Source organism: Pseudoduganella rivuli (assembly GCF_009674485.1).
Classification (GTDB): Bacteria; Pseudomonadota; Gammaproteobacteria; order Burkholderiales; family Burkholderiaceae_D; genus Rugamonas; species Rugamonas rivuli_B.
The window spans coordinates 47196-67369 of sequence record NZ_WKJJ01000005.1; the positions used below are offsets into that span (position 1 = coordinate 47196).

The window sequence follows — 20174 nt, forward strand, 5'->3', positions numbered from 1 at the left end:
AAATTGAGCCGATAAATTGTGCATCAACTAACATAAAAACCGCCGCACGGTACTGCTGAGCAACCTCTGGTGTCTTTGACAGAGTGATAAACGGGCTGCGGATGCGACGGGGCAATGGCCCCGTGATGCACCAGGCCTGGAGCTGGCATGGATCGTAGGGACTTTGTCCGGATGGGGTTGGCGGCTGGCGCCGCCGCCGGTCTGCCGCGCACCGACGCGGCGCAATTACCCCCGCAGCCGTCACACCCGGCGGCATCGCCCGCGCCCGCTGCCGTGGCAGCGACGCCGGCGTCGATGTACAAACCCGGCATCCTCGATGCCGGCATCATGGCGCAGCAGGAATTGATGGCCGCGCACAAGCTGACGTCGCATGCGCTGACGTCGCAATACCTGGCGCGCATTAAAAGCGTGGACAAATCCGGTCCCCGCCTCAATGCCGTGATCGAACTCAATCCCGAAGCACTGAAAATCGCGCTGGACATGGACCGTGAGCGATTGCATCGCAAAGTGCGGGGACCGCTGCACGGCATTCCCGTGCTCATCAAGGACAATATCGCCACCGGCGACCGCATGTGCACCACGGCAGGGTCGCTGGCGCTGGCCGGCGTGAAGGCGGCGCGCGACGCGTGCCTGGTGGCGCGCCTGCGGGCGGCCGGCGCCGTTATCCTGGGTAAGACCAATTTGTCGGAATGGGCCAACATGCGCTCGTCGCAATCGGTCAGCGGCTGGAGCGCCCGGGGCGGCCTGACGCGCAACCCGTATGCGCTGGACCGCAATTGCAGCGGGTCCAGTTCCGGCTCCGCCGCCGCCGTGGCGGCCGCGCTGGCCACCATTGCCGTGGGCACGGAGACCGATGGTTCCATCGTGTCGCCCGCGTCCATTTGCGGGCTGGTGGGCATCAAGCCCACGCTGGGGCTGGTCAGCCGCAGCGGCATCATCCCTATCGCGCAGGCGCAGGATACGGCCGGTCCGATGGCGCGCAGCGTGGCCGATGCGGCGCTGATGCTGACCGCCATGGTTGGCTGCGATCCGGACGACCCGGTCACGGAAAGTTGCCGGGGCCGCACCTGCGATTATGCGCAGGCGCTCGATACGGGGGCGCTGCGGGGCAAGCGGCTCGGCGTGGCGCGCAATTTCTTTGGCCACCGGGCCGACATCGATGCGCAAATCAACAGCGCGCTGCAAGTGTTGCAGGCGCAGGGCGCCATCCTGATCGACGTGCAGGTGCCCAACACCAGCCGTTACGACGAAACCGAAGTGGACGTGCTGCTGTATGAGTTCAAGGCGGGGCTGGCGTCGTACCTGAAACAATATGCGCCGGACGCCGCCGTGCAGGACATGGCGGCCGTGATTGAATTCAACCGCCGCAACAGCGCGCAGGAAATGCCGTACTTCGGCCAGGATTACCTGGAACGGGCGCAGGCGAAAGGGGGATTGGACGAACAGGCCTACCGTGATGCGCTGGCGCACAACCACCGCTATGCGCGCGATGAAGGCATTGACCAGGTGCTGGCCGAACACCAGCTGGACGGGCTGGTGGCGCCGACCGGCAGCATTGCATGGCTGACGGATTTTATCTCCGGCGACAATTCCGGCATGAGTTTTTCGTCGCCCGCCGCTGTGGCCGGCTATCCGCACATCACGGTTCCGGCCGGTTATGTGCATGGCTTGCCGGTGGGGTTGTCGCTGGTGGGCGCGCCCTATAGCGACGCCAGCCTGATCGGCATGGCGTATGCGTTTGAGCAGGCAACGCACCACCGCAAGGCGCCGCAATTTCCCGCCACCATTTCACCGGGGATGGCGTGACCTCGCAGGTTTGACGAAGGCGGCAGCCTTGGCTTATGCTGCATTGGCACAGTTCTTGTAAAGGATGCCATGCCGACACTGCCTGATTCACTGCCTGATTCACTGCCTGACTATGACGATGTGGCGGCCGCCGCACAACGGATCGAAGGCCATGCCCACCGCACCCCGGTGCTGACATCCCGTATGGCCGACGACGACGTCGGCGCGCAACTGTTCTTCAAATGTGAAAACCTGCAGCGCATGGGCGCCTTTAAGTTCCGCGGCGCCTATAACGCGCTGGCGCGCTTTACGGAACCGCAGCGCCGGGCCGGCGTCGTGGCTTTCTCGTCCGGCAACCATGCGCAGGCGATTGCTTTGTCGGCGCGCCTGCTGGGCATTCCCGCCACCATCGTCATGCCGGAAGATGCACCGGCCGCCAAGGTCGCGGCCACCAGGGGCTACGGCGGCAAGGTCGTGCTGTACAACCGCTACACGGAAGACCGCGAAGCGATCGGCCGCGGGCTGGCGGAACAACAGGGCATGACCTTGATTCCGCCGTACGACCATCCGGACGTGATTGCGGGGCAGGGCACGGCCGTCAAGGAATTGATCGACGAAGCGGGAGCCTTGGATTACCTGTTCGTGCCGCTGGGCGGTGGCGGCCTGCTGTCAGGCTCAGCGCTGGCCGCGCGCAAGCTGTCGCCGGGTTGCCGCATCATCGGCGTGGAGCCGGAAGCGGGCAACGATGGCCAGCGCTCGTTCAGGAGCGGCAGTATCGTACACATCGATACGCCTGGCACGATTGCCGATGGTGCGCAAACCCAGCACCTGGGCAATATCACGTTCGACATCATCCGGCGCGACGTGGATGACATCGTGACCGCGTCCGATGCGGAACTGGTCGACGCCATGCGCTTCTTTGCCGCGCGCATGAAAATCGTCGCGGAGCCGACCGGCTGCCTCGCGTTTGCCGCCGCCCGTGCCCGGCGCGACGAATTGCGGGGCAAAAAAGTCGGCATCGTTATCAGCGGCGGCAACGTCGACATGGAACGGTTTTGCGCGCTGCTCAGCGCGTAATGCACGACGAGGTGGGCCATGCCGGACTTGCCTTTCCCCATCCGCAAAGAATGCCCGCCCGGCGCGTGCGTGTGCCAGCGCGACGACTTGCTGGAAACGCCGGGCGCCGATTGCACCATCCTGCGCCTGACGAAGGAAGAGGAAAAGCGCCTGTGCGAGCGGATCGAAGCCGTGGAAACGTACGAGGAATTGCTGCGCATCTCTGCCCGCCTGCAGCAGCAACTGGGGATCGTGCTGACCATCGAGCCTGGCGACAATGAAGTGCGCACGGTGATGGGCCTGACCATCGAGCTGGCCGAGCAAAAGGGCTTGTGCCGCAAGACGCGGGAAGCGATTCCCGCCGCGATCCGGCGCTGCATGAAGCGCAAGCCGGAAATCATTTATACGCTGCTGAACTCGCGCGGACTGTTTGGGTGATGGCGGGTGCTGCCCCGGCGCGCTCGCTGTAACGCCTGCCTGCGCCGGGGCACCAGGGCTAGAAAGTAAAGCCCAGCGCGATTTCCGTCTTGCCTTCGTACGCACGTCCCGTCAACAAATCCGCGCCCACACTGCGTGTGAAGTTGAGGGAAGGGGTGACTCTGCCCACACTGCCGTCAGCGACGATCGTTTCGAATTCCAGTGTCAGCGAGGCCGCATACAGGCGATAGGTATCTTTCTTGCGCGTGCCGCTGGCAGAAAGATCGTGCTGCACCTGGGCGCTCAACGTAATAACAGGCGCGACGCCATATGCCCCCACCTTGTTGTCGGCAGCAATGATCCCAAGCGGGAAGACATTCCATTCAAGTTTTCCCCGTGCCCCATTCAGGCGGCCGGTTCCTTTGCCATTCCCCCCGGACGCGTGATCCGAATACAGGCCTGTTTCCCATAGAAAGTACATATCCATTTGCCTGGGAGCTGACTTTGTCGTGGAGGAAGCGGTGTGATGGGGCGAATCCTGCTTGGCGGGCTGCAAAAAACCCGTTACATAGAGTTGTTCACGATCCTTATTGCGGTCCGTAAATATGGGAACAGGCGTATCTGTTACCTGCTGCAGGCTTTTCCCCACTGAGACTTTTGCATTCCAGGTCGTACTCATTACCGGGAAATTATTGGGATAATCAAAAACAAGAAGGCGGCTGTATCCCAAGACCACGCCGCGGTCATTTCGCGGTGCGTCGGCGGTATTATCCTTATGGATAAAACCGGCGACCGACCACGAGCCGCTGCTTGCAAAATTATCATCGCCTTTGGTCTTGAGTATGCCATTGTATTTCAGGTAGGCGTCGATGGTTGTAAAGGATGAGCCGTCGCCGTTACGCGTATAGGCGATTGTTGCCGGCATTTTCCACGGCTTGTCCGTGGGCTCGCTGTCGGCGCTCAGGGTCAATTGGGCGTGGGCTGGCGCCGTCAAGGCAATGCTTCCCGCCGCTAGCGCGATTCCCAGCAGGTATTTACTGCAGGCGTTTGGAGAGCGGTCAGGGAATTGTCGCATACACTGCCTCGATGACTTGTTTAACAGTTTCGACTTTGCCGGCAATAGTGGCGGGCACCGGCTTGGCGTGATATTTTCCCGAATGCGCATTAATCCAAAGCCACATAATCGCCGCCCCTTGCGGTAATATGCTGAGCTGAGCAAGCGTTAGATCGCTTATTTTGTCCAGCGTATTGTCCATCGGATTCTGTGCCAGTGCATAAGGCGAGGCTTTATCGATTGAATAAAATATCAAGTCATCCAGTTCTTTAATGCGATTCTTCATTATTATCTCCAGGGTTGTGGTATTGATAAGTCTGCGTCAACTCAATTTAATATGTCAACCGGTTTGTTGTTTTTTGATGAGTTGAATGAATTGATGAGTATCAATGCGGGAGATGTGAATATTAATAGTGAACCATGGATGGCTTGCAAAATGGAGGGATTTATTTTCGGCGGAATATTGCCGATGCCGGGAAGGGTATAGGCGACGGCGCACGCCGATCAATGCAAAAAGGCAGGGGGTAACGGCGGTTATTGCGCTGTCTGGGATCTGTCCAGACCGGTGGTGTTTTCCTGGCGGCGGAAGACGAGGATGGGGAGTGGCTCAGCTAGGCTGTACCAGATTGATCAGGTTGCCGCAGGTATCTTCGAACATCACGCCGATAATCGGCCCCAAGTTGCTGGGCTCGCCCCGGAATACGACACCCAGTTCTTTCAGGCGCCGGTATTCGCCGTGGATGTCATGGGTGAGGAAGGCCGTGGCGGGAATGCCGGCCGCGAACAAGGCTGTCTGGTAAGCGTGGGCGGGTGGAAAACCGATCGGTTCCAGCACCAGTTCCACGCCTTCCGCGCCTTCCGGCGACGTCACCGTCAACCAGCGGAACTGGCCCATCGGGATATCGTTCTTGACCGTGAAGCCCAGCACGCCAGTATAAAAGGCCAGCGCCTTGTCCTGGTTGTCCACCATGATGCCCGCCAGACCGATACGCATGCCGCTCTCCAGTCAGATGTGATGCGGCCACTGTAGCAGATTTAGACTTCGATGAAGCGCATCTTGAAGTTGCGGCCTTTGAAACTGCCGAAGTCGGCGCCTTCGCGGCTGCCCTGCGTCAGGCGGCCAAACGCGTCCCACGCCACGCGGCGGTCCAGCGCCACGTAGGTCATGAATTCCTGCACGCTGATCTTGCCGACCTGTTCCTTGCTCAAGCCGCCATCGCCCGTCAGCGCGCCCAGCACGTCGCCCGGACGCAGCTTGTCTTTTTTGCCGGCCAGGATGCACAGGGTCATCATCGGCGCCGGATCGGCCACCGAATCTTCATTGTCCGGCAAGGCGCCGAGGTCGTGCCATTCCACGGGCGCGCCCTGGTATTCCTCGATCAGCTTGACCCATTTCTTTTCATTCGGCGCGCACAGCGAAAGCGCCAGCCCCTGTTCGTCGCCGCGTCCCGTGCGGCCGATGCGGTGGATGTGCACTTCCGTGTCTTTCGACACGTCGACGTTGATCACGGCTTCCAGGTTGGCAATGTCGAGGCCGCGCGCGGCCACGTCGGTGGCCACCAGCACGGTGGCGCTGCGGTTGGAGAACAGCACGAGGATTTCATCGCGTTCACGCTGCTCCAGTTCGCCGTACAGCGCCAGCGCCGTAAAGCCATCGTTACGCAGCGATTCCACCAGTTCGCGGCAATGCACCTTGGTATTGCAGAAGGCGATCGCGGACGCGGGATTGAAATGCTTGAGCAGGCGGCCGACGGCCTTGTCGCGGTCGTCGTAATCCACTTCATAGAAGCGCTGTTCGATCTTGCTGTTGTCGTGCTGCGCTTCGATGATGACTTCGACCGGATCGGCCAGGAACGGTTCGGTGGCGGCGCGGATATCGTCGGGGTAGGTGGCGGAGAACAGCAGGGTCTGGCGGCGTTTCGGGCAGGCCGACACGATGCCGGCGATTTCATCGTAGAAGCCCATGTCCGTCATGCGGTCCGCCTCGTCCAGCACCAGCGTGCCGACCGTCGACAGGTCGATGGTCTGGCGGCTGATGTGGTCGCGGATGCGGCCCGGCGTCCCCACCACGATGTGCGCGCCGTGTTCCAGCGAGGCGATTTGCGGACGCATCGGCATACCGCCCGTCAGCACCAGCACCTTGACGTTGCCCACGCCGCGCGCCAGGCGACGCAGTTCATTGGCCACCTGGTCGGCCAGTTCGCGCGTGGGGCACAGCACCAGGCCTTGTGTGGCGAACCAGGCGGGGTTCAGCTTGGTCAGCATGCCGATACCGAACGCGGCGGTCTTGCCGCTGCCGGTGGCGGCCTGCGCCAGCAAGTCACGGCCTTCCAGCACGGCCGGCAGCGTTTCCGCCTGGATCGGCGTCATGTGCTTGTAGCCCAGCACATCGAGGTTGGCGATAAACGCGGAAGACAGGGGCAGGGTATGGAAGGCGGTGGACATAGTATGGTCAGAGGCGGCGGTTGTAGTGGGCGGCGCCGTTCAGTGTGCCGCGTTTGCGGCGTGGACGGCAAGGTGAATTCCCGTAGCGGGAACATGAGGTTGCTGATCGGCGACGGTGGCCGGTGCGCAGGCTCAGTCTTTTTTCCAGACCGGCAATCCGGTCAAATCCAGGTCGTCGCCGCGCTTCCACACTGGCAAACCAGTGGTGTCGGTCTCTTCCAGCAGTTCGAGCTGCACCTGTTTCATGGCAGCGCGGCGCACACGCGGTGGCGGCGGGCGTTTCGGCTCCGGCTCCATCGGCGCGGCCGGGGCGAAGCCCGGCAAGTCTATCGTCGCGTTGTCTTTTTTATCTCTCATTCAAAACAAAAGCCCGGCTGCGAGAGTCGGGCTTGGCAATTTAAAGCGGCTTGGAGTGTATCACATGCGGCTATAACGTCATAGCTCAGCGAAAGCTCAGCGCGCCGGTCAGGTCGCCAGGCGGCAACGCACCGCGCGCCGCGAACGCTTCATTGCGCACCTTGATGCCCTCGAGCAGCGGCAAGCCATGCAGGCGCGAGATGAAGCGCAGGATCGACGTGGTGTCGTAAAAACTGTGGTCGACCACGCCTTTTTTCGCGTGCGGCGACACAATGATGGCGGGAACGCGCGAGCCCGGCCCCCAGCGGTCGCCTTTCGGCGGCGCCACGTGGTCCCACCAGCCGCCGTTTTCATCGAAGGTGATGACCACCACCATGTCTTTCCATTGCGGCGACTTTTGCAGGTGGGCGATGACGTTGGTCACGTGCTGGTCGCCGGATTCGATGTCCGAATAGCCGGCGTGCAAGTTCAGGTTGCCCTGCGGCTTGTAGAACGTCACGGCCGGCAGCTTGCCCGCCACCACGTCGGCCAGGAAGTGATTCGACATTGGACTGTCGCCGAGGCCGCCATCGCGCAAGTGCTGGGCGCGGGCGCGGGTGCCCGGCGCGAATTGCGTGAAGTAATTGAACGGCTGATGGTGGTACTGGAAATTCGGTTTCGGACCGCCGCCCCTGGCGTCCAGCGCCGCCTGCATGCCGGCGCCATACCAGGCCCAGCTGACGCCTTTGGCGGACAGCAAGTCGCCGATCGTGTCATAGCTTTGCGGCGGCTGGTAATACGCTTCGTCGGAGCTGGCCAGGTTCGGATCGCCGCCGGGCGCCGGCTTGATCCAGCTGGGCTGGTACGGTGGCGCCATGGTGTTGATGACGTAGCCATCCGGCGAAATCGAGCCATCGTTGACGTAGACAGGCTTGCCGTCCAGCGCGGATGTCGGGCTGTCCGGCGCGATCGCCAGGCGGGTGCCGGTCGGACCGTCGGCCAGCACGCAGATTTTCTTTTTCGCGGCAGTTTGTGCGGCGTTGCGGAATTCGGCGGGGCGGGCGCTGATCAGGAACTGGTGATTCAGGTACGAGCCGCCAAACGCGGCCATGAAGAAGTTGTCGCACAGCGTGTACTCGCGCGCCAACTGGTACAGGCCCAGGTTTTTCTGGGTCTCGCCATAGTGGCCCATCACCATCCCGCCCGTGTTGCCCCACGCGACGAAGCCGTCATTCTTGCCGCCATTGATTTGCATCTGGTTCTGGTAGAACAGGTGCCACAGGTCGCGCGTGATGACGGCTTCCGGCAGCGGTTTGCCGTCTGGCGTGCTTAACTTGAAGGGCGCGTTCGGCAAGCCCTTGATGTCGTCTTCCTTGATCTCGTACTTGATGCCGCCGATGGTTTGTGCGTCCGGCACCATGCCACCCCAGACTTTCGGCAGCGCCGGCAGCACGGAACCGTCATAGTCCTTTTGCTGGTATTGCTCGGGTTTCAGTGCGGACAGCGGCGACGCGAGGCCGGGGAAATCGGCAAACAGGTTATTGAAGCTGCGGTTTTCCAGATAAATCACCACCACGTTTTTCACGTGTTCCTTCAGCTTGGCGTCGAGTGACGCGGGCCTGGCGGCCGGCTTGGCGTCGACCGTGGCGGCCGGCAGGGCGGCGGCAATGCCGGTGGCGGCGGCGGCCTGGAAAATACGGCGGCGGGAAGGGCGTTCCGGTGCGTTGTTGTCGGTCACACGCAGCTCCTGTCAGGAATTTTTACAAGTGGCAAAGTTTAACACTTGCGTAAGGGAATTTTGTTGCGGAGATGCAAACCCTACAAAACGTTACATGCTGGATTGATAGCGTTGCCATTCGGATACAAATTTCAAAAAATTAATATTGGGTGCTGAAATGATTGCCGCATGCAAGCTGTTTTAACGGCAAGGCGTATGGCATTGTCATCGAAACTTCCACGGTGCAAGGTGGTTTTTGCCGATTAAAAAGTGTTTGCCTGGAAAAATTGCCGCGTAATACGCTGTTTCGACCGGACTTTTGGCCGGCCTTCCAAATGGACAATTCAACAGGAGACGAAGATGAGCGCTGCCGCATCGGACAAACTGCAACATGGTTTCCCCACCCCGGGCCCGCAATCGCCCACCAGCCAGGAAGTCATGGATCATTTGTTCTTCCTTTCCAACGCGGGATGGAAGCAGGCGCGCGAAACCGTGCCCTATGACCACGTGATCGTCGGCTCCGGCTTTTGCGCACTGGCGTTCGCGCAGCGCACCCGCGAAAAGCATCCGGACGCGAAAATCCTCATCGTCGAGCGCGGATCGTTCTTCCTGCCCGAACACTTCCAGAATTTGCCGCTGCCGTTCAAGAATACCATTGGCGGCCTGTCGGAAACCTTCCCGTGGACCCTGTCCACCAAGACCGTGGCCGGCACGGCGGACCAGCAGCGCTACATCCACTGGCAGCACGGCATGGTGCCGTTCTTCGGCGGCCGTTCGACGTTGTGGTCGGCCTGGTGCCCACGCCCGAACCGCGACGAAATGGATGGCTGGCCGGCCGCGACCATCAGCGCCGCGCGGGAAAACTTCACCAGCGCGGAAAAGCTGCTGCGCGTGCGGAAAGTCGACGAGGTCGACAAGCATCGCAGCGCCGCCGAGACGCAAGCCGTGGCCAAAACCCGCCCCGTATATGGCGCGTTGCAGAAAGCCGTGCAGAGCTTGCTGGAAGAAAAGCGCACGACGATCCCCGGCGTTTACCGCACGGAAGCGGCGCCACTGGCGTGCGATGCGGAAAGCCTCGATGGCATTGATTTCCAAAAATTCTCCACGCCGGGCGAATTGCTGGCGCTGGCCGGCGTGCGCCAGGGCGCGGCCGGCAGCGCCGGCGGCTGCATCGATATCGCCACGCACTGCGAAGTGGAAAAAATCCTGCAACAGGATGGCGTGGCCACCGCGCTGCAAACGTCGCGCGGCATCCTGCCATTGGGCAGCGCCAACCTGATCCTGGCCATGGGGACATTGCCGCCCGCCACCCTGGTGCGCAATTCCTTCCCGCAGGCGCCCAACGTCGGCGAGCGCTTCACCGCGCACTTCATTACCGCCATCGTGGCGCGCGTACCGAAAGCGCTGCTGGACCCGAACGGTGAATTCGGCGACCTGGAACTGGGCGCCTGCTACGTGGCCGGCGTTGCCAACGACGACTACAAGCAGCAATTCCACATCCAGTTGTCGGCGCTGTCGGACAAGAACCCGCAGCAAAACGCCGGCACGGCGCTGCGCTACATGCCGGACGTGGTGGCCACCGCCACGCAGACGCAGTTGAAGACGTCGCCGGACCACGTGGTGTTCGTCTGCGCGGTGCTGGGTGAACTGGATTACCGCAACAGCGAGAGCTGGTTCCGCGCCAACCCGCAGGACGGCAATCCCGTCACGAACTCGCTGCTGCAAATCCAGGAAACCCAGGCCGACCTGCAGACCTGGGATGCGATGGATAACGCGACCTTCGACATCCTCGAGCGCGTGCTGGGCAAGGGGGCGGGCAAGACGGAGTATTGGGCCAGCAAGCCGACGCCGTCCGACCCGGACGCCGGCGAGTGGGCTTCCGCCCGGCCCGCCGTGGCGGAGCGCCGTGTGTCCGGGCTGGTGCATGAAGGGTCGTCGCTGTACATCGGCGAAGACAAGCATGCGCCGGTTGACCTCGACTACAAGCTGCGCGGCAGCGCCAACGTCTATGTGACTGGCGGCGGCCTGTGGCCGCAGGGCGGGTCGTGGAATCCCACGATGACCATGGTGGCGCTGGCGCAGGATCTGGCGGACAAGCTGGTGCGCAAAGGGGGCGGCCATGCTTGAGAGCATCCTGAAAACGGTGCCACCGATGAGCGTGGAAGATGTCATGGATAAATGCGATGGCATTTATCTGTGCGTCAAGGATAAGAATTCCACCTTCTTGTGGTGCAACGAAAACTTTGCCCGGCTCACGGGGCAAACCAAGGACGACATCATCGGCAAGGTCGACCAGCGCGCCGAGCACGTCAAATATGACCAGCAAGTGATGGCCAGCGGGAAGCCCGTGCTGAACCTGCATGAAAGTATCACCGTCCCGGATGGCAATGGCGGCATGCGGGAAGTGCAGATCGTCACGCAAAAAGGCTTGCTGCGCCAGCCCGGCACGGGCGAGATCATCGGCATCACGGTCTGCTTTGCCTTGCAGGACAGTGCTGATGACTGGATCGCAAAGCTGAACCTGAAGCAGATCGACCTGGGCGGGTATTTTGCGCCGGTTGCCCGGGCGGACGAGGGCACGCTGAAATTTGCGCTGCCGGACCGGTTCAATGGCGACCGGCGCCTTTACTCGACCAATTACTACCTGCTCAAGGACCCGCAAGTATTGCAGCTGCACAGTCTGAACCAGGACGAACAGTGGTTTTACCACGCGGGCAATCCGATCCGCCTGCACTGCTTCACACCCGACGGGCGCTACCTGGTCACGGACGTTGGCGCCGATCCGTCGCGCGGGCAAGCGCTGCAGGCCGTGGCGCCACACGGCAGCTGGTTTGGCGGTGAAATCCTGGAAGGAGGCTATGGCTTGTTCGGCTGCAGCCTGGCGCCGGGATGGCAGCCGGCCGATCCGGCGCGGCCGACGGCGCAGCAGTTGGCGCAATTGAAGGAAAGCTTCCCGGGGCAGGCGGATGTGATTGACCGCCTGACTAAGCGGGGGCTGTAAAGCCGGGGCCGCCGGTTCCTTCGGGATCCGGCGGTCTTTCCTCTGTGGTGGGCGTGTTTACTGTGGCGTGGCGGGCGGTGAAAAATCCAGCAGGCCGCGCTGGTAGGTTTCCCGCACTTCCGCGATCGGTTCGTGCCCGCGCGTGTACAGCACGGCACGGTGTTCGAACAGGGCGGCGGGGATGGCCATGGCGGCCGGCGTTGCGCCGTTCGTGCCGGTGGCAGGCAGGTTTTCCCAGCGGTCCGGCAGCGGCGACCACAGGGTGGTTGCGGCGAACGTGCGGCGGTAGGGCGCCAGCGGCAGGACGACTTTGCCGAATGGCGTATCGGTCTGTTCCAGCAACTGGTTCATGGCGGCCGTCAGCCGGCCGGGCACGTACCAGTTATCCGCTTCCGACAGCAAGTGCTCGCCGCAATACAGTTGTACGCGGCGGTATTTGAGTGGCGTTTCTGGCGACACGGCCAGCCGGGCGCGCTGCTCCTGTGAGGCAGGCAGGTCGGCGCCGCGCTGCAACCGCGCCACGACTTTGGGCTGGTCGGCCATGCCGTGGTCGGCGCACCATTTTTCCAGCGTGAGTGTGGCGCTGGTGCTGGCGAGAATGTTGGCGTTCAGCGTTTGCAGCAGGGCTTGCGCCTGCACGCGGCGCACATAGGTGTCGGGCCAGGGCTGGTCCGCGTGCGCCGTGCCGGCGATGCAGGAGGCGGCAAGCAGTACCGCTGTCACCCAGCGGGAAAGAAGTCGTTGTGCCATCGGTTTCGTGTTCACCAATGAAAAAAGCCGTTGCTTGGCAACGGCTTTTCAGTATCTGGTTGCGGGGACAGGATTTGAACCTGTGACCTTCGGGTTATGAGCCCGACGAGCTGCCAGACTGCTCCACCCCGCGTCTGAGGCCGCAATTATATATGCTGGGGGCAAGGTGCGCAAGGGACGGTCGGCGATCGGCCGATTTGGCCTGGAAAGCAAAAAGCCGTTGATCCTCGAAGAATCAACGGCTTTTCCGTATCTGGTTGCGGGGACAGGATTTGAACCTGTGACCTTCGGGTTATGAGCCCGACGAGCTGCCAGACTGCTCCACCCCGCGTCTGAGGCCGTGACTATAGCGGGTCACGGGTCTTTATGCAAGGAAAAGAATAACAAAGTGCAGTCTTATGCGGAAATCGCCAGCCGCCACAGCGATGTCACTTCGGCCGCGCGCGCCGCATGCAGCGGATCGGTGGCGTCCGTCGCCTTGCCGTGCACCGGGCGCACGTCGTGGCGGTCGATGACGCGCAAGCCGTTGTTGGCGATCCATTCCAGCAGTTGCGCGCGGGGGCGCAAGCCCAGGTGTTCAGCCAGGTCGGACAGGATCAGCCAGCCTTCGCCGCCCGGCAGCAAGTGGTCTTTCAGGCCGGCGAGGAAACCGCGCAGCATGGCGCTGTCCGGGTCGTACACGGCATATTCGATGGGCGAGCTGGGGCGGGCCGGCACCCACGGTGGATTGCAGACCACGAGCGCGGCGCGGCCTTCGGGGAACAGGTCGGCTTTCACCAGTTCCACTTGGTGATTGACGCCCAGCAGCGCCAGGTTTTCCTTGGCGCACGACAGTGCGCGCGGGTCCTGGTCGGTGGCCACCACGCGCGGCACGCCCCGCTTGGCCAGCACGGCCGACAGCACGCCCGTGCCGACGCCGATATCGAACGCCAGTTGCGTCTTCGGCGGCAGCGGCGTGTCATTGACCAGCGCCACGTATTCACCCCGCACCGGCGAAAACACGCCATAGTGCGGATGGATGCGCTCGCCCAGCGCGGGAATCATGACGCCGTTGCGGCGCCATTCGTGCGCACCGATCAGGCCCAGCAATTCGCGCAGCGATGCAATGAACGGTTGTTCGCCCTTGCCATACGCTTCATTGCACGCGACTTTCACGTCCGGCGCGCGGCGCAGCGGGATCGTGTAATCCGCATCGAACAGGATCAGCAGCATGGCCAGCGTGCGGCCCCGCTGCGACTGCGCCTGGCGGTGCAGGTGGAACGCTTCGGTGGGCGTGGCCGGCGTTTTCGCGGCCTTGGCTTTGCGCTGCTTGCCGCCGCCCTTGTGGTCGGCGCGGCGCGCCAGTGCCTGCAGCAATTGTTTCGCGTTCTGGTAATCGCCGCGCCACAACAGCGCCGTGCCTTCGCAAGCCAGGCGGTAGGCGGTGTCCGCATTGGTCGTGTCGTCCGCGATCACGACGCGCTTGGGCGGCGGCATGCCGCTTTCGGAACGCCAGCGGGCCGAGCGGGGTTCGCCGTTTTCGGTCCAGTGGATGAGTTGGGGCGCGGTGGATTCCATGGGATTCTTATTTTAGGGGTGTAAACGGCAAAACCGCCGCGCTGCGGCGGCGGTTCGGGGGACCCTATTATAAGGGACCGTGAAGGGACCGCGGTGTCAGGCGGTTTTTTCGGGCGACTCTGCCGCAGCTGGCGCCGGTTCGGCGGCTGGCGCCGCAGCCGGGGCAGCAGCGTCCGTTGCCGGGGCCGCGGCATCGCCGGCTACCGCATCCGCCTGGGCTTCCGCCAGTGCGCCCGGCGTGGCCGGCAGCGCTTCCTTGCCATAGGCGTTGGCCACGGCTTTCGAGCGGTCCGACGGATGGTAAATATCTTGCGGGCCTTTGTTGTCGACCAGGTTCAGCAGGCGCATCGACAGCGTACCCAGTTTCTGGCCATGCTCGTCGCCCTGGCCTTGCTCTACCACATCGGTTTTCAGCGGCTTGTCGAACAGGCGGAACAAGTCTTGCAGGCTGCCCGGGAAGTGGATGTCCGGGAACTTAACCTCCGGCAACGGATCGGCGGCGGAGCGGGGCGCTTCGCCGCTCTTGCCTGGCGCAGCGCCGGCAGACGTGGTCTTGCTGGCCGCCGCTTCCAGCGAGTAATCGTATTGCACTTCCACTTCGAAATCGAATTTGCGGCCATCGGCCGTCGTGATCGTGCCCTTGCCGATGAAATGCGAGCTTTCCGACAGGCTGAGGGCGGCCGCATCGGTCACGCCGCCGGCGCCTTCGCTATGCTGGATACCCGCCGCGTACGACGCGGACGTATCCAGGCTGATGGAATCGAAGGAAATCGTGGCGTCCTTGGCGGCGTCGCCAAACAATTGCTGCGCGAAACTACCGATCAGGTTTTGCGCCAGGTCGACCGTGGAATTGCCCAGTGATTCCACGCGCTGCTGCAAGTCGATGCCGTTTTTCGACAGCGACACCAAATCATTCTTGGCCTTCTCCACCAGCGATGTCTTGTCCACGCTTGCAGGACGCGCATCTTTATCCGCCTGGGCAGGCAGGGCGGTGGGAAGGAACGAACGGGAATTCAGTGGGCTTAAGTTGGTCATCGCAGCACCCGGTGCAGGGCAATTGTCTGGTTTCCTTTATTACATCGGCAGAAATCCCGTTTACTTGAGGGCGCCGGGACGCGAATAAATCAGTGGTGGTGGTGATGGTGGTGCACTTCACCCGTCTCCAGGAACGACTTTACCGCATCCGCATTTCCGGTGGCGTGCAAACGCAATTCACCGCAGGCGCACAGGCCCTGGTAAGGCTGGATGTGCGAGCAGGCCGATACTTTTTGCAGGTACAAGGTCACTGGTTTGTTGCATTTGACACATTTGAAGGTCAGGGTACGCGCTGGTTTGGACATGGTGAAAAGAATTCAGGTAAAACGCGGATTTTAGCATTCCACGTCAAGCCTCGACATCGATGGAAGGCCTGGCCTTCGCATCCGTTGAATAAGCTTGCTCCAGTTCAACACGCGCATCCCGTTCCATTTGCGCGGCGCGGGCCGCCACGCCGCGGTCCTGGCCGGACGGATCGGCAGGGGCCAGCGCGGCCGCCACGATGCGCTGGGCCCGCGCAATGGTTTCCTGCGGCGTGGCGCCCGGCGACGTATTGATGTTGACTTCACCGCCCACCGCGTAAGCGACGCCGTTGGGTCCGCGCTGGTACGTATAAGTGGGGCCCGAGGTGGCCAATCCGCCGGCGGCGGCCAGGTGCGCCTGCTCATGCTGGCGCACCTTGGTGTCGGTGGCCTTCAGCTTGTCGATTTGCGCCTGCTGTTCCGGCGTCAGTTCGGTTTTATCGGTGCGCGCCGCCGCGCCTGCCGGTGGTGCGGCGGCAGGTATATAAGCGCTGGATGAAATGGCATTGATCGCCATGGCGGCAACGAATCCGGTCCGGGAACCACGACATTGTAACAAGGTGTTGTATTTGGTCCCCGCACGTCAACTGCCTGGCCGCCCCCACGTTGAACAGGTACCGGATGACCGGATTCAAGCCAAGAGGGATCGCTGTGGAACACTCGAAACAACCAAGCAAGGAAGCTGTACGCCAGTGGTTGCAGAAAAAGCTGGCAGAGCGGCGTCCGCCGCCCGACCCGCAGCAAATTCGCCGCGAGCTGGGTTGGGATTTGGTGAAAGCGGACCCGGACGCCAAGCGGCGCTGATGGCTGACAGCCGTTACGCCTGAACTGAAACCGTACTGCGGCCGCCGGCGGACGGCTGCACCAGGATGCGGGTGGAAATCCGTTCCGTCATTTCCTGGACGTGTGAAATCACGCCCACTTTGCGGCCCATGGCTTGCAAGCCGTCCAGCGCATCCATCGCCACCCGCAGGGTTTCCGCATCGAGGCTGCCGAAACCCTCGTCGATGAACAACGATTCCACGCGCACGCGGTTCGACGACAGCGAGGCCAGGCCCAGCGCCAGCGCCAGCGAGACCAGGAACGATTCGCCGCCCGACAGCGAGTGCACCGAGCGCGTTTCGCCGCCCATGTCCTGGTCGCGCACCAGCAATCCCAATGACGGATTGCTCGGGTGGGGAATACGTTCCAGTTGATAACGCCGCGCCAGGTGCGACAGGTGCGCGTTGGCGTAACCCAGCAGCACGTCCAGCGTGAATTGCTGCGCATAGTTGCGGAATTTCTTGCCATCCGCGGAACCGATCAGGTCCGCCAGGCGCGCCCAGCGCTGTTCCACGGCTTCCTGCGCTTCGATCTCGTCCATCATGGCGGCGGCGCGCTGGCGCTTGTCGTCATCCTGCGCGATGGACAGGCGGTGCGCCGCCAGCGTGTCGGCGGCCTGGCGGTGCGCCATGGCCAGTTCCTGCATGGCATGCGCCAGGGTTTCCGCCGTGTAGTCGGTGTCGCCGGTGGCGGCATGCTGTTCGCGCTGCAGGCGGCGCTCCTGCAACACCGTGTCCGCGCTGGCGCAAGCCTGTTCCAGCGCCTGCAACGCATCCCGTTCCGCCCGCACATCGGCGTCAGTCTGCGCCAGCAACGCGTGCAAGCCATCCATGGTCAGCAGGTCGGGATGGGTCGCCACCGCGGCCTCGCCCTGGTCTTCGCCAAACATGTCGGCCACGGCGGGCGCCGCCGCTTCCAGCACGTCGTCGCCCAGGCGTTCGCGGTTGAATTCGCGCAGCCACAACGCAAGCCGCTGTTCGGCATTGCGTGCGCTGTCGCGCAGCGCCGCCACGCGGGACGCCGCCTGCGCGCACGCTTCCTCGGCGCGCGCGTGCTGTTGCAGCGCGGCCTGGCTGGCTTGCTGCTGCGCCGCCATGCGCGCGCGGGCGGCATCGATGGCGGCTTGCAATTGCACTTCGACGTCGCGCACTTCCTTGCCGCCCCACAGCGCCATGCGCTGTTCCTGCAGCGTCAGCACGCCCGTGTCGGCGGCAGCGTAGGCGGCGCGCGCGGCTGTGGCGTCGGCGCCGGTGCGGGCCTGCACGTCGGCCAGCGCCTGCAGTTCGATATCGAGCTGCGCGATGGCGATGGCGCGTTCGTCGGCCTGCGTGCGCTGGGTCTGCCATTGCTTCGCTTCCGCGCGGCGCGCATCGTGGAACGCTTCCGGCGCCGCGCGCCACGCATCTTTCCATTCGTCGTTGGCGGTGTCGCCGCCGCTGAACGCGCTGTCCAGTTCATCGAGAAGGGCGGCCAGTTGCTGCGCCGTCTCGATGCGTTTTTCATCGAGCGCGCGGTAATCGGCAATCGCCTGCGCCAGCGCGGTGGCCGCCTGCGTGGCGGCCGCCAGTGCACGCTGGTGTTCCGCCGTGGCCAAATCGACGCCTTTTTGCGCCGCGTCACGCGCCGCCTGCGCCCGGCGCCATGCCTGCTCCTGTTGTTCCAGCTGCTGCACGCCGTGGCGCACGGCGGACAATTCTTGTGCCAGCCACGTGGCGCGCGCGCCCACCAGGTCGATATCGACAGCCACGGCGCCGCCGGCCAGCCACGGGTCCAGCGCGTCCGGCGCGCTGTGCACCGCTTCCTGCGCCAGCGGGTGGGCTTGCCAGCCTGCCGCCAGTTGCGCGAGCACGCCTTGCAACGATTGCTGTTCCACGCCGATCGTCGTCACGCGCTCGATGCACGACTGGACGGCGGCGCGCTGGGCGGCTTGCTGTTCGACGTTCTTTTGCAGCTTTTCCCGGCAGTGCAGCACGTCGGCCTGCAAGGTGTGCAGCATCGACGCCAGCGCGCCATCGTCGTGGCGGTACGGGTGTTCGTGCGCGCCGCAGACCGGGCAGGGCGTGTCGTCTTCCAGCGTCGCGCGCAGTTTTTCCACGCTTTCGCCGCACGCGGCTTGCGCGAGTTTCAGCGCTTTTTCGGCCGCGCCGAATTCGGCCATGATGACGGCGTACTCGTGCTGGGCGCCGGCCAGCGCGGTTTCCGCCGTGGCGCGGCTGGCGCGCAGGGTGGCGGCCTGGCTTTCCAGTTGCGCGTTGCGCTCGGCCTTGCCCTGCAAGTCGCTCCACAATTTATCGGCGCCGGCCAGCTGGTCGCGCCGCGCCTCCAGCGTGCGGCGATGGGTTTGCAGGCTGTCCGCATCGAACGCCGCCAGCGCGGCGTCGGCCTGGCGGCGCTGTTCCTGTGTCGTATCCAGTTTTTCAATGGCGGCCGCCAGCGCGGATTTCGCGCGGCTGTCTTCTTCGCGGCAGCGCGCGCCATTTTGCTGGATCGTGGTCAGTGCGTTGGCATGCTTGTCGGCCTGGGTTTGCGCGTGGCCCGCCTGCGCGAACAGCAAGTCCCATTTTTCCCACCGTTCCGCCAGCGGTTGCCACGGCGCGTGCTGCGCCAGCCAGTCCAGGCCATGCTGCTGCGCGGCTTGCATCTGGCGCCGTTCGCTTTGCTTGTTTTGCAGCGCGGTTTTCGCTTGCGCGTCGGCCTGGTTGGCCGCTTCCAGCACGGCCGATGCCTGCTTGTGCGCGGGCAGCAGCGCTTCGATGCGGGCATCGAGCGCGCGCGCCTGGTCCAGTTGCGGGCCGGCGTTGCGCTGCGCGCTTTCCGCCTGGGCCAGCGCCGCTTCCGCCTGCTGCTGCGCGGCGATGGCTTGGCGGTGGCCCGCCAGCGCCTGTTCCATGGTTTGCGCGCCGGCCGATTGCGCAGCCTGCGCGGAAGCGATGTCGGCTTCGATGCGGGCCACGTCGGCCGCCAGCGGACGGGCCGCCTGCACCGCGTCCAGCCGCGCCAGCGCATCGCGGCGCGGCTGCGCCCGGGCGCTGTCGTCACGGCGCTGTTGCAGCAGGGTTTCCGCCTGCTGTTCGGACGCCTGCAGGCGGGCGGCCTGCTCGAACCAGCGCTGGCGCTGCTCCAGCCCTTCCTTGCGCGCATCGAGCCCGGCGAGCGCCTGTTCGGCCTGTTCGCGCTGCGCCAGCAATGCCGTGCGTTCTTCGCCGGACAACGGCTTTTGATCGGCCAGGCGCGCCGTGAGTTTTTGCAGCGCGGCGGTTTCCTGCTTGGCGCGTTCGAAAGCGCGCATGGAAATGTCGCTGTAGACCGCGCTGCCGGTCAGCGTTTCCAGCAATTCGCCCCGGTCGTTGTCGTCCGCCTTCAGGAACGTGGCGAATTCGTTTTGCGCCAGCAGCACGGCGCGCGTGAATTGCTCGAACGACAGGCCGATGCGCTTTTCAATCTCGGCCTTCACTTCAGTCTTGGTACTGCCGACCGGCACCAGTTCCGGCAGCGTGTGCAGCACCATCGCGGTCGGCTGCAGCGCGCCTTCGGCGCGGTTGCGCGAGCGGCGCACCGACCAGCGGGCGCGGTAGCGGGCCTGGTCGCTGCCGACGAAGTCGACTTCCGCATAGGCTTCGCTCGCGCCGCGGCGCAGCAAGGTGCGCGTGTCCTGGGTGGACACGGTGTCGGCGCCCACGTCCGGCACCATGCTGCCGCGCATGGCTTTCAGCAGGCGCGGCGTGGCGTCGTACAGGGCCAGGCACAGGGTGTCGAGCAACGTGGATTTGCCGGCGCCGGTGGGGCCGCTGATGGCGAACAGGCCGCTGGAGGCCAGCGGTTCCTGTTCGAAGTCCACGGAAAATTCATTGGCCAGCGACGCCAGGTTTTTACCGCCGATACGCAGGATACGCATGC

18 protein-coding genes and 2 tRNA genes are annotated in these 20174 nt (G+C 63.6%); 6 read left to right on the forward strand and 14 right to left on the reverse strand.

Features of this window, described 5'->3' with window-relative positions; all coding sequences use genetic code 11:
* Positions 1 to 147: 147 nt before the first annotated feature.
* The 3 genes from GJ700_RS09170 to GJ700_RS09180 all read left to right on the forward strand — a co-directional run bounded on the left by GJ700_RS09170 (position 148) and on the right by GJ700_RS09180 (position 3279).
* A complete protein-coding gene (locus GJ700_RS09170) occupies positions 148 to 1806 on the forward strand; it encodes an amidase (RefSeq protein ID WP_154372915.1) in 1659 nt (552 codons plus the stop codon).
* 69 nt (positions 1807 to 1875) lie between these two features.
* Complete coding sequence (locus tag GJ700_RS09175) at positions 1876 to 2862, forward strand: threo-3-hydroxy-L-aspartate ammonia-lyase (protein WP_154372917.1); 987 nt, start codon at positions 1876 to 1878, stop codon at positions 2860 to 2862.
* Between the two features lie 18 nt (positions 2863 to 2880).
* On the forward strand, positions 2881 to 3279 hold the full coding sequence (locus GJ700_RS09180) for a hypothetical protein (RefSeq protein WP_154372919.1): 399 nt from the start codon (positions 2881 to 2883) through the stop codon (positions 3277 to 3279).
* 58 nt (positions 3280 to 3337) lie between these two features.
* Here the strand turns inward: GJ700_RS09180 and GJ700_RS09185 are convergent, their stop codons facing one another.
* The 6 genes from GJ700_RS09185 to GJ700_RS09210 all read right to left on the reverse strand — a co-directional run bounded on the left by GJ700_RS09185 (position 3338) and on the right by GJ700_RS09210 (position 8831).
* Positions 3338 to 4333 (reverse strand): hypothetical protein, encoded by a 996-nt coding sequence (locus GJ700_RS09185; protein WP_154372921.1) that lies wholly within the window; start codon positions 4331 to 4333, stop codon positions 3338 to 3340.
* A complete protein-coding gene (locus tag GJ700_RS09190) occupies positions 4317 to 4598 on the reverse strand; it encodes a hypothetical protein (RefSeq protein WP_154372923.1) in 282 nt (93 codons plus the stop codon). The genes GJ700_RS09185 and GJ700_RS09190 overlap by 17 nt, the downstream gene beginning before the upstream one ends.
* Positions 4599 to 4919: 321 nt before the next feature.
* Complete coding sequence (locus GJ700_RS09195) at positions 4920 to 5306, reverse strand: VOC family protein (protein WP_154372925.1); 387 nt, start codon at positions 5304 to 5306, stop codon at positions 4920 to 4922.
* 41 nt (positions 5307 to 5347) lie between these two features.
* Entirely contained in the window at positions 5348 to 6757 is a 1410-nt protein-coding gene (dbpA, locus tag GJ700_RS09200) for an ATP-dependent RNA helicase DbpA (RefSeq protein ID WP_154372927.1), read from the reverse strand.
* A gap of 132 nt (positions 6758 to 6889) precedes the next feature.
* Positions 6890 to 7114, reverse strand: a complete 225-nt coding sequence (locus tag GJ700_RS09205) for a hypothetical protein (protein ID WP_154372929.1) — start codon at positions 7112 to 7114, stop codon at positions 6890 to 6892.
* Positions 7115 to 7199: 85 nt separating this feature from the next.
* Positions 7200 to 8831: an acid phosphatase gene (locus GJ700_RS09210; protein WP_371867890.1), complete on the reverse strand. Its 1632-nt coding sequence runs from the start codon at positions 8829 to 8831 to the stop codon at positions 7200 to 7202.
* A gap of 339 nt (positions 8832 to 9170) precedes the next feature.
* Between GJ700_RS09210 and GJ700_RS09215 the strand changes: the two genes are divergently transcribed.
* Both GJ700_RS09215 and GJ700_RS09220 read left to right on the forward strand, forming a co-directional pair.
* Positions 9171 to 10937, forward strand: coding sequence for a GMC oxidoreductase (locus tag GJ700_RS09215; RefSeq protein ID WP_229506898.1), 1767 nt, complete (start codon positions 9171 to 9173; stop codon positions 10935 to 10937).
* Positions 10930 to 11811, forward strand: a complete 882-nt coding sequence (locus GJ700_RS09220) for a cupin domain-containing protein (RefSeq protein ID WP_154372933.1) — start codon at positions 10930 to 10932, stop codon at positions 11809 to 11811. Before GJ700_RS09215 ends, GJ700_RS09220 begins: the two co-directional genes overlap by 8 nt.
* A gap of 57 nt (positions 11812 to 11868) precedes the next feature.
* Here GJ700_RS09220 and GJ700_RS09225 read toward each other — a convergent pair whose 3' ends face one another.
* From GJ700_RS09225 to GJ700_RS09255, 7 genes are all read right to left on the reverse strand, one after another.
* Positions 11869 to 12561, reverse strand: a complete 693-nt coding sequence (locus GJ700_RS09225) for a hypothetical protein (protein ID WP_154372935.1) — start codon at positions 12559 to 12561, stop codon at positions 11869 to 11871.
* Between the two features lie 56 nt (positions 12562 to 12617).
* Positions 12618 to 12694, reverse strand: a tRNA-Met gene (locus GJ700_RS09230).
* Between the two features lie 121 nt (positions 12695 to 12815).
* A tRNA-Met gene (locus tag GJ700_RS09235) sits at positions 12816 to 12892 on the reverse strand.
* Positions 12893 to 12957: 65 nt separating this feature from the next.
* Complete coding sequence (locus GJ700_RS09240) at positions 12958 to 14118, reverse strand: methyltransferase (protein WP_154372936.1); 1161 nt, start codon at positions 14116 to 14118, stop codon at positions 12958 to 12960.
* A gap of 96 nt (positions 14119 to 14214) precedes the next feature.
* Complete coding sequence (locus GJ700_RS09245) at positions 14215 to 15153, reverse strand: hypothetical protein (protein ID WP_154372938.1); 939 nt, start codon at positions 15151 to 15153, stop codon at positions 14215 to 14217.
* Positions 15154 to 15242: 89 nt separating this feature from the next.
* Positions 15243 to 15458, reverse strand: coding sequence for a hypothetical protein (locus GJ700_RS09250; RefSeq protein WP_154372941.1), 216 nt, complete (start codon positions 15456 to 15458; stop codon positions 15243 to 15245).
* A gap of 43 nt (positions 15459 to 15501) precedes the next feature.
* On the reverse strand, positions 15502 to 15972 hold the full coding sequence (locus GJ700_RS09255) for a putative metalloprotease CJM1_0395 family protein (RefSeq protein ID WP_154372943.1): 471 nt from the start codon (positions 15970 to 15972) through the stop codon (positions 15502 to 15504).
* Positions 15973 to 16076: 104 nt separating this feature from the next.
* Here GJ700_RS09255 and GJ700_RS09260 point away from each other — a divergent pair, with 104 nt between their 5' ends.
* Positions 16077 to 16259: a hypothetical protein gene (locus GJ700_RS09260; protein WP_154372945.1), complete on the forward strand. Its 183-nt coding sequence runs from the start codon at positions 16077 to 16079 to the stop codon at positions 16257 to 16259.
* A 13-nt stretch (positions 16260 to 16272) separates the two neighbouring features.
* Here the strand turns inward: GJ700_RS09260 and GJ700_RS09265 are convergent, their stop codons facing one another.
* Entirely contained in the window at positions 16273 to 20172 is a 3900-nt protein-coding gene (locus tag GJ700_RS09265) for an AAA family ATPase (RefSeq protein WP_154372947.1), read from the reverse strand.
* Positions 20173 to 20174: the final 2 nt, after the last annotated feature.

Excerpts from the sequence above, each read along its gene's own strand:
- GJ700_RS09265 (WP_154372947.1), bottom strand. The coding sequence starts at position 20,172 with ATGCGTATCCTGCGTATCGGCGGTAAAAACCTGGCGTCGCTGGCCAAT.
- GJ700_RS09195 (WP_154372925.1), bottom strand. The coding sequence starts at position 5,306 with ATGCGTATCGGTCTGGCGGGCATCATGGTGGACAACCAGGACAAGGCG.
- GJ700_RS09180 (WP_154372919.1), top strand. The coding sequence starts at position 2,881 with ATGCCGGACTTGCCTTTCCCCATCCGCAAAGAATGCCCGCCCGGCGCG.
- GJ700_RS09170 (WP_154372915.1), top strand. The coding sequence starts at position 148 with ATGGATCGTAGGGACTTTGTCCGGATGGGGTTGGCGGCTGGCGCCGCC.
- GJ700_RS09185 (WP_154372921.1), bottom strand. The coding sequence starts at position 4,333 with ATGCGACAATTCCCTGACCGCTCTCCAAACGCCTGCAGTAAATACCTG.
- GJ700_RS09225 (WP_154372935.1), bottom strand. The coding sequence starts at position 12,561 with ATGGCACAACGACTTCTTTCCCGCTGGGTGACAGCGGTACTGCTTGCC.
- GJ700_RS09190 (WP_154372923.1), bottom strand. The coding sequence starts at position 4,598 with ATGAAGAATCGCATTAAAGAACTGGATGACTTGATATTTTATTCAATC.
- GJ700_RS09215 (WP_229506898.1), top strand. The coding sequence starts at position 9,171 with ATGAGCGCTGCCGCATCGGACAAACTGCAACATGGTTTCCCCACCCCG.
- GJ700_RS09240 (WP_154372936.1), bottom strand. The coding sequence starts at position 14,118 with ATGGAATCCACCGCGCCCCAACTCATCCACTGGACCGAAAACGGCGAA.
- GJ700_RS09245 (WP_154372938.1), bottom strand. The coding sequence starts at position 15,153 with ATGACCAACTTAAGCCCACTGAATTCCCGTTCGTTCCTTCCCACCGCC.
- GJ700_RS09205 (WP_154372929.1), bottom strand. The coding sequence starts at position 7,114 with ATGAGAGATAAAAAAGACAACGCGACGATAGACTTGCCGGGCTTCGCC.
- GJ700_RS09175 (WP_154372917.1), top strand. The coding sequence starts at position 1,876 with ATGCCGACACTGCCTGATTCACTGCCTGATTCACTGCCTGACTATGAC.
- GJ700_RS09220 (WP_154372933.1), top strand. The coding sequence starts at position 10,930 with ATGCTTGAGAGCATCCTGAAAACGGTGCCACCGATGAGCGTGGAAGAT.
- GJ700_RS09255 (WP_154372943.1), bottom strand. The coding sequence starts at position 15,972 with ATGGCGATCAATGCCATTTCATCCAGCGCTTATATACCTGCCGCCGCA.
- GJ700_RS09260 (WP_154372945.1), top strand. The coding sequence starts at position 16,077 with ATGACCGGATTCAAGCCAAGAGGGATCGCTGTGGAACACTCGAAACAA.
- dbpA (WP_154372927.1), bottom strand. The coding sequence starts at position 6,757 with ATGTCCACCGCCTTCCATACCCTGCCCCTGTCTTCCGCGTTTATCGCC.
- GJ700_RS09250 (WP_154372941.1), bottom strand. The coding sequence starts at position 15,458 with ATGTCCAAACCAGCGCGTACCCTGACCTTCAAATGTGTCAAATGCAAC.